7 protein-coding genes and 1 pseudogene are annotated in these 8,064 nt (G+C 66.4%); 5 read left to right on the top strand and 3 right to left on the bottom strand.

Annotated elements, in window-relative coordinates:
• Positions 1-84 precede the first annotated feature (84 nt).
• Positions 85-1,815, top strand: a complete 1,731-nt coding sequence (locus tag AC3WTE_RS05520) for a DUF3556 domain-containing protein (protein WP_492436245.1) — start codon at positions 85-87, stop codon at positions 1,813-1,815.
• Here the strand turns inward: AC3WTE_RS05520 and AC3WTE_RS05525 are convergent.
• On the bottom strand, positions 1,805-2,602 hold the full coding sequence (locus tag AC3WTE_RS05525; protein ID WP_492436247.1) for a FadR/GntR family transcriptional regulator: 798 nt from the start codon (positions 2,600-2,602) through the stop codon (positions 1,805-1,807). The two genes, AC3WTE_RS05520 and AC3WTE_RS05525, sit on opposite strands and share 11 nt — an antisense overlap.
• 194 nt (positions 2,603-2,796) lie before the next feature.
• Between AC3WTE_RS05525 and AC3WTE_RS05530 the strand changes: the two genes are divergently transcribed.
• The 3 genes from AC3WTE_RS05530 to AC3WTE_RS05540 are packed head-to-tail and all read left to right on the top strand — an operon-like array spanning position 2,797 to position 5,916.
• Positions 2,797-3,954 (top strand): thiolase family protein, encoded by a 1,158-nt coding sequence (locus tag AC3WTE_RS05530; RefSeq protein ID WP_492436249.1) that lies wholly within the window; start codon positions 2,797-2,799, stop codon positions 3,952-3,954.
• The gene (locus AC3WTE_RS05535; RefSeq protein ID WP_492436251.1) at positions 3,951-4,760 is read left to right on the top strand and encodes a crotonase/enoyl-CoA hydratase family protein; all 810 of its coding nucleotides are present in this window, start codon (positions 3,951-3,953) and stop codon (positions 4,758-4,760) included. Before AC3WTE_RS05530 ends, AC3WTE_RS05535 begins: the two co-directional genes overlap by 4 nt.
• A gap of 13 nt (positions 4,761-4,773) precedes the next feature.
• Positions 4,774-5,916 (top strand): acyl-CoA dehydrogenase family protein, encoded by a 1,143-nt coding sequence (locus AC3WTE_RS05540; protein ID WP_492436253.1) that lies wholly within the window; start codon positions 4,774-4,776, stop codon positions 5,914-5,916.
• Between the two features lie 94 nt (positions 5,917-6,010).
• On the opposite strand, the gene AC3WTE_RS05545 is transcribed toward AC3WTE_RS05540, so the two are convergent.
• Complete coding sequence (locus AC3WTE_RS05545) at positions 6,011-6,775, bottom strand: fasciclin domain-containing protein (protein ID WP_459368590.1); 765 nt, start codon at positions 6,773-6,775, stop codon at positions 6,011-6,013.
• 133 nt (positions 6,776-6,908) lie between these two features.
• Positions 6,909-7,253 (bottom strand): annotated as a pseudogene (locus AC3WTE_RS05550) (MFS transporter); the annotation flags it as partial.
• A gap of 191 nt (positions 7,254-7,444) precedes the next feature.
• On the opposite strand from AC3WTE_RS05550, the gene AC3WTE_RS05555 reads away from it, so the two are divergent.
• Entirely contained in the window at positions 7,445-7,960 is a 516-nt protein-coding gene (locus tag AC3WTE_RS05555; protein ID WP_492436255.1) for a gamma carbonic anhydrase family protein, read from the top strand.
• Positions 7,961-8,064 lie beyond the last annotated feature (104 nt).

The following is an 8,064-nucleotide window of genomic DNA, read 5'->3' on the forward strand; positions in this document are numbered from 1 at the left end:
GTCTCGAATTTTTGCGCCCTGACCGCAGAATCAACTGTGGGGATCTGATTCCGTCAGACTAGAACACGTTCTAGTCTGACGGGTATGGGCTTTCTCAAACAGGACACCCCCGTCATCGACTTCGTGGAGTGGAGCAAGGGCACCCGGGCTCAGAAGATCGTCCCGATGGCCCGGCACTGGGCCGAGACCGGCTTCGGCACACCAGTGGCGCTGCACCTGTTCTACGTCCTCAAGATCGGCCTGTACGTCCTCGGTGGCTGGCTTGTCGCGTTGTCCACCAAGGGGATCGACGGTTTCACCAACGTCGCGGCATGGTGGACCGAGCCGATCGTCTTCGAGAAGGTCGTCCTCTACACCATGCTGTTCGAGGTCGTCGGCCTCGGCTGCGGCTTCGGCCCGCTCAACAACCGCTTCTTCCCGCCCATGGGTTCGATCCTGTACTGGCTGCGGCCGAAGACCATTCGTCTGCCACCGTGGCCCGGCCGCATCCCGCTGACACGTGGCGATACCCGGACCCCCGTGGATGTGCTGCTCTACGGCGCGCTGCTGGTCCTGCTCGTCGTCGCCCTCTGCTCCGACGGCACCGGCCCGGCGCCTGGACTGCACACCGCCGTCGGCGTGCTTCCCATGTGGCAGATCTGGGCAATTCTGGGCGTGCTCGCCCTGGCCGGCCTGCGGGACAAGGTGATCTTCCTGGCCGCCCGCGGCGAGGTCTACGGCTCGTTCACCGTCGCCTTCCTGTTCGCCGGTTACGGTGTCGACCTGATCATCGCCGCGAAGCTGGTGTGCATGGTGATCTGGCTGGGCGCCGCGACCTCGAAGCTCAACCATCACTTCCCGTTCGTCATCTCCACGATGATGAGCAACAACCCGGTGCTGCGGCCCAAGTTCATCAAACGGGCGTTCTTCGAACACTTCCCGGACGACTTGCGCCCCGGCCGCCCGTCCCGGTTCATGGCGCACTTCAGCACCGTCATCGAGGGCGGGGTGCCGCTGGTGCTGTTCTTCAGCCACGGCGGCTGGCCGACGTATATCGCCGCGTTCGTCATGCTGTGCTTCCACTTCGGCATCCTGTCGGCGATCCCGATGGGTGTGCCGCTGGAATGGAACGTCTTCATGATGTTCTGCGTCGTGACCTTGTTCGTCGGGCACGCCGGCATCGGCATCACGGACCTGACCTCACCGTGGCCCGTCGTGCTGTTCGCGGTCGTCGCGGGCACGGTGGTGCTCGGAAACCTGTTCCCGCGCAAGGTGTCTTTCTTGCCGGGCATGCGGTACTACGCCGGCAACTGGGACACCTCGCTGTGGTGCCTCAAGCCGTCGGCCTCGGAGAAGATCGAGAAGAATATCGTCGCGATCGCCAGCATGCCCGCCGCGCAGCTCGAGAAGTTCTATGGCAGCAAGGAAGCCGCGCAGATCCCGATGTACATGGGCTATGCGTTCCGCGCCTTCAACACCCACGGCCGTGCGCTGTTCACGCTCGCGCACCGCGCGATGGCCGGGTACGACGAGGACGACTATGTCCTGACCGACGGCGAGCGCATCGTCTCGACCGCCATCGGCTGGAACTTCGGCGACGGCCACATGTCCAACGAGCAACTCGTGGCGGCGCTGCAGGAGCGCTGCCGGTTCGAGCCGGGCGAGGCGCGGATCGTCATGCTGGACGCGCAGCCCATCCATCGGCAGACGCAGCAGTACCGCCTGGTCGACGCCGCCACCGGCGAGTTCGAAAGTGGCTACGTCAAGGTCAAGGACATGGTGACGCGGCAGCCGTGGGCCGACGATGTGCCGGTGTACGACGTCACTAGCGCATGACGTCGCGGACTTTGACGTCCTCCACGCCGGCGAACAGCAGGCTGTTCGCCGTCTCGATGTGTTTGCGCCAGTGCGCCTCGGCGGCAGCGGCATTGCCGGACCGCATGAGGGTGATCAACCGCTTGTGCGACCGCATCACGATGTCGTAGTCCGACTTGGACATCGGCCGGTTCTCCCGCATCGCGAACGCGGTGTGCCGGACGGTGATCTCCTGCAGCATGCCGGTGATGATCCTCAGCGTCGCGTTGCCACACAACTCGACCATCCGCCGGTAGAAATCGCCCGTGGTCTCGGCCATCCGGCCGGTTTCATATCCGGTCGGGACGTACTCGGTCAGCATGACCTCGAGCTCGTCGAAGGCCGCGGTGTTGCCCTGCTCGGTCAGCAGGCGCACCGCAATCGGCGCGATGCCCGACCACGCGGTCATCACGTCGGCGATGGTCGCGCCGGACAGTTCCAGCAGCAGACCCGCGGGGCGGGCGACGATCTCGGGCCCGGGCACGCGGACGCGGGCGCCGGTGCGAGAGCCGCGCCGCACCTCCACCAGGCGTTCGGATTCCAGGACGCGAACGGCTTCGCGCAGCGTCGGGCGGCTGACCCCGAAGTGCGCCATCAGCTCGGCCTCATTGGGCAGGAAGTCGCCTTCCTTGAGCTGGCCGTCGACGACCATGCGGCGCAAGGTGCCGGCCACCAGTTCGGCGGTCTTGGGGGAGCGGATGGGGCCGCTGGCCGCGGATGGCACAGTACGTGGGTCGATCATCGGCGACAACGGCGGAGTCTGCGCCATCTATGGCCCTCCTTGAACCGAATCGCTGGCCTCGTGTTAGGCAACTCAGTAAACCATGTGCGGCGACGCAGGCCGTGCATTCCTGAAAACGGCGTTTGCCTACCAACTAGTAGGTTGACCTAGTAAACCTACTGTTCTATGTTCACTGATACAGCATGTTTACGGGTGTCAATTCAACGTTGAAGGAGAAGTCCGTGGCTGAAGCAGTCATCGTCGAGGCGGTCCGGTCGCCGATCGGGAAGCGCAACGGCGCCCTGTCAGGTGTGCACCCGGCCGAGCTGTCGGCGCAGGTCCTCAATGCGTTGGTGCAGCGTGCCGGCGTCGACCCCGCGCTCGTCGACGACGTCATCTGGGGCTGCGTCATGCAGGCCGGTGAGCAGGCCCTGGACATCGCCCGCACCGCGGTGCTGACCGCCGGCTGGCCCGAGACCGTCCCCGGTGTCACCGTCGACCGCCAGTGCGGCTCCAGCCAGCAGTCCGTGCACTTCGCCGCCGCCGGTGTGGTCGCCGGCCACTACGACGTCGTCGTCGCCGGCGGTGTCGAGTCGATGTCGCGTACCCCGATGGGATCGTCGCTGGCCAATGGCGGGCACCCGTACCCCGAGGCTTTCCGTGCCCGCTATGACCAGACTCCCAACCAGGGCACCGGTGCCGAAATGATGGCCGAGAAGTGGGGCCTGTCCCGCGCCCAGCTCGACGAGTTCTCCCTCCGCTCGCACGAAAAGGCCGCTGCCGCACAGGATGCCGGCGCTTTCAAGGACCAGATCGCGGCCATCAAGGTCGCGGATGCCGATGGCAACAGCAGCTACGTCACCGAAGACGGCGGCATCCGCCGCGGCGGCACCGTCGAGTCCATGGCCGCCATCAAGCCGGCCTTCAAGGAAGACGGTGTCATCCACGCCGGTAACTCCTCGCAGATCTCCGACGGCTCCGCCGCGCTGCTGATCATGTCCGCCGAGAAGGCAAAAGAGCTGGGGCTCAAGCCTCTTGCCCGCCTGCACACCGGTGTCCTGGCCGGTGCGGACCCGGTGCTGATGCTGAGCGCTCCCATTCCCGCCACACAGAAGGCGCTGGCCAAGTCCGGCCTGAGCGTGGGCGACATCGGTGTGTTCGAGGTCAACGAGGCCTTCGCCCCGGTTCCGATGGCCTGGCTCAAGGACATCGGCGCCGACGAGAACAAGCTGAACCCCAACGGTGGCGCCATCGCCCTCGGCCACCCGCTCGGCGGCTCGGGCGCGCGCATCATGACCACCCTGCTGCATCACATGCGGGACAACAACATTCAGTACGGCTTGCAGACCATGTGCGAGGGCGGCGGCCAGGCCAACGCGACCATCCTGGAGCTGTTGTGACCTCGGTTTCCGCCGAACCCGGCGCGCTGACCGAGCGGCGGGGCAACGTCCTGCTGATCACGATCAACCGGCCGGAAGCCCGCAACGCCGTCAACCAGGCCGTCAGCATCGGTGTCGGGGACGCGCTGCAGGCTGCGCAGGACGACCCCGAGATCCGGGCCGTGGTGATCACCGGCTCCGGTGACAAATCGTTCTGCGCCGGTGCGGATCTCAAGGCGCTCTCGCGCGGCGAGAACCTCTTCCACCCCGACCACACCGACTGGGGCTTCGCCGGTTACGTCAGTCACTTCATCGACAAGCCCACCATCGCGGCGGTCAACGGCACCGCGCTGGGTGGCGGCACCGAACTGGCGTTGGCCAGCGACCTCGTGGTCGCCGAGCAGAGCGCGAAATTCGGCCTGCCGGAAGTGAAGCGGGGCCTGATCGCCGGTGCGGGTGGCGTGTTCCGGATCGTCGAGCAACTGCCGCGCAAGGTGGCACTGGAGCTGATGTTCACCGGCGAGCCCATGACATCGGCCGACGCGCTGCGCTGGGGCCTGATCAATCAGGTGGTGCCGGACGGCTCAGGAAGCAGCGCCGTCGATGCCGCACTCAAACTGGCGGAACGGATCACCTCCAACGCGCCGCTGGCCGTGCAGGCCAGCAAGCGGGTGGCGTACGGCGCCGACGACGGCGTGGTGACCGACGAGAAGGACGGCTGGAAGCGCACCAACCGCGAGTTCGTCACGCTGCTGCAGTCCGAGGACGCCAAAGAAGGCCCGCTGGCGTTCGCGCAGAAACGTCAGCCTGTATGGAAAGCCAAGTGACGGAGAAGAAATCGTGAAGCGGACAGTATTCGAAGCGGAGCATGAGGCGCTCCGGGAATCCACCCGGCAGTACATCGAGCGTGAGCTCGCCCCCAACGCCGAGAAGTGGGAAGAACAACGCATGGTCGACAGGTCGGCGTTCGTCGCCGCCGGCAAGTACGGCCTGATCGGGTTCAACATGCCCGAGGAGTTCGGTGGTGGCGGGTCCGACGACTTCCGCTTCAACGCCGTCATCGATGAGGAACTGGCCCGCTACGGCGGCCCGGCGCCGTCGCTGAGCCTCCAGAACGACGTCGTCGCACCGTATTTCAAGCACCTCGCCAACGACGAGCAGAAGGCGCGGTGGATGCCCGGCATCGCCAGCGGTGAGCTGATCCTCGCCGTCGCGATGACCGAGCCCGGTGCCGGCAGCGACCTGGCGGGCATCCGCACGTCGGCCGTGCGGGACGGCGACGACTGGATCATCAACGGCTCCAAGACATTCATCTCGTCGGGCATCAACTGCGACCTGGTCGTGGTGGTGTGCCGCACCAATCCCGAAGCCGGGCACAAGGGCTTCACGCTGCTGGTTGTCGAGCGCGGCATGGAGGGCTTCGAGCGGGGCCGCAAGCTCGACAAGATGGGTCTGCACGCGCAGGACACCTCGGAGCTGCACTTCGAGAACGTCCGGGTGCCGCAGGCGAACCTGCTCGGCCAGGAAGGCCGCGGCTTCTACCACCTGATGCAGAACCTGCCGTCCGAGCGGCTCGGCATCGCGATCTCGGCGATCGCCGGCGCGCGCGAATCCTGGCGTCAGACACTGCAATACGCCAAGGACCGCAAGGCCTTCGGACAGCCGATCGGCAGCTTCCAGCACAACCGCTTCCTGCTGGCCGAGATGGACACCGAACTCGACGTGTGCGAGCGGTACATCGACCGGTGCTTGGAGGGCGTGCTCGACGGCGACCTGTCGGCGGTTGAAGCGGCCAAGGCCAAGTGGTTCTGCACCGAGACCGCCAAGAAGGTCATCGACGGCTGCGTGCAGCTGCACGGCGGCTACGGCTACATGATGGAGTACCGCGTGGCCCGCGACTACTGCGACGCCCGCATCCAGACGATCTTCGGTGGCACCACCGAGATCATGAAGGACATCATCGGCCGCGATCTGGGTCTCTAGTCGGCTCAGCCGACGCGGGCTGTAGGCCCGCCAAAGCCAATCGGCGCCCCCGCACAACGTGGTGCAGGGGCGCCGATTTCTTTGAGCTGGTTGGCTACCGCGCGGCCGACGTGGTGGTCGGGGCCGCGGAAGACGTAGCCGACGACTCGGCGGCGCTCGGAGCCGCGGAGGTCGACGTGGTCGTGGTGGCCGACGTCGAGGACGTCGACGACGTCGAGGTCTCGCTGCCCGCGGCGGTGACCGGGCTCGGGGCATCAGCCAGGTCCAGCACGGAGTCGATCACGTAGATGCGGGCGTTGCTCGCCTCGATCGCGCCACAGACCAGCTTGGCCTTGTCGTTGATCTTGATGTCGCCGCCGTCGCCGGTCACCTTGATCTGGGTACCCTGCTGCGTCGGACGCTGGCCCTTGACGGTGTCATTGCCCAGCACGCCGAGGAACACGTGGTAGTAGTCCAGGCTGGTCAGCGCAGCCGGGTCGGCCTTCAAGGACTCGAGCTTGGCCGGGTCCAGCGCCGCGAAGGCGTCGTTGGTGGGCGCGAAGACCACGTACGGGCCGTTGTCCAGCACGCTGGTGATGTTCACGGCGGGGTTGAGGCCACCGGACACCGCAGAGTTGAACGTGCTGATCGACGGAATGCTGGCCAGCACGGCGCTCACCGGCTTGTTGACCAACGTCTTCAGGTCGGGCATGCCCGCCTTGACCTTGTCGCAGCCGGGGCCCTGCGGGTCCACCGTCTTGTTGGTCGGCGGCGGCAGCGGCGGCGGGTCTGCGTAGGCGGACACTGCCAGTGGCAGCGATGCGGTCAGGGCGGCGACGGCCGCGGTTACGCCCAGAAATCTGCTGGTGCGAGTCTTCATGGTTCGGCTCCTCAGCTGTTCATGACGCGCACCCCGCCCGACCGGGGAGACCCCATCCGGGGCGTGGCGCCCGTCGAATGGTAATGGCTGGCGCTGTGAAACAGCAAAATCAGCTACTGGCGGTCCGCTTTGGTCAGGCGGTTCTGACCTGCACTTTTCGCACGCTGAAGCACAATGCCGCGGCGACCGCGCACAGGCCTGCGGCCAGTTGAAAGGCCAGGTCATAGTTACCTTGCAGGTCGCGCAGCCAGCCGGCCGTCGCCGCTGCGACCGCCGCGCCGACCTGATGCGCGGCAAACACCCACCCGAACACCACGAGGGACTGATCGCCGAAGTAGTCGCGGCACAGCGCGATCGTGGGCGGCACCGTGGCAACCCAGTCCAGGCCGTAGAAGACGATGAACACCCACGTGCCCGGGTCGGCGTGTGGGGAAAGCAGCGAAGGCAGCAGCAGGAGCGAAATCCCGCGTCCGATGTAACAGGATGGCCAGGAAGCTGACCGCAGCCACCGCCCACGCAGCACGGGGCGGCGCCGCTGTCGTCGAGGTGAGCGTCACCGCGTCACTGTGGCCGGTGATGCTTGCGGGAGAACAGTGGCAGAACCGACACGAACCGCACAGATTGCGCCACGTTCTGGTCCGGACGGGCGCGCGACCTACCATGTGGCGCATGTCAGGACCGTTCATTCTTCCCATCCAGGGCCACGCCCCACAGCTGCACGACGAGTCGTGGGTCGCGCCGACCGCGTCGGTGCTCGGCCAGGTGACGCTCGCCGCGCGGGCCAGCATCTGGTACGGCGCGACACTGCGCGCCGAGTTCGAGCCCATCGAGATCGGCGAGGGCACCAACATCCAGGACGGCTGCACCGCGCACGTCGACCCGGGCTTCCCGGTGAAGGTCGGCGCGGGCGTGAGCGTCGGGCACAACGCGGTCTTGCACGGCTGCACCGTCGAGGACGGTGCGTTGGTGGGCATGGGCGCCATCGTGCTCAACGGCGCGCGGATCGGCGCCGGCTCGCTGGTAGCGGCCGGAACCGTTGTGCCGCAAGGGTTTGTGGTGCCGCCGGGGACGATGATCGCCGGAGTGCCGGGCAAGATTCGGCGTGAGCTGACCGACGACGAGATCAAGCACAACCAGATCAACGGCCAGGTTTACGAGCACCTGCTCACGCTGCACCGCGGCTAGGCATTTATGCACGAAAAGGCCCGCTAGGTGGCTGTTGCGTTTTGTGTTGCGTGGTTGATGCACTCGGGTTTTGAGTGGGGTCGCGGCGTGTCATCTTCGGTTAG

The organism is Mycobacterium sp. FW102-FHT13B02 (assembly GCF_058790275.1).

Coding starts and splice junctions, on each gene's coding strand:
- AC3WTE_RS05555 (WP_492436255.1), top strand. CDS start 7,445: ATGTCAGGACCGTTCATTCTTCCCATCCAGGGCCACGCCCCACAGCTG.
- AC3WTE_RS05525 (WP_492436247.1), bottom strand. CDS start 2,602: ATGGCGCAGACTCCGCCGTTGTCGCCGATGATCGACCCACGTACTGTG.
- AC3WTE_RS05520 (WP_492436245.1), top strand. CDS start 85: ATGGGCTTTCTCAAACAGGACACCCCCGTCATCGACTTCGTGGAGTGG.
- AC3WTE_RS05545 (WP_459368590.1), bottom strand. CDS start 6,775: ATGAAGACTCGCACCAGCAGATTTCTGGGCGTAACCGCGGCCGTCGCC.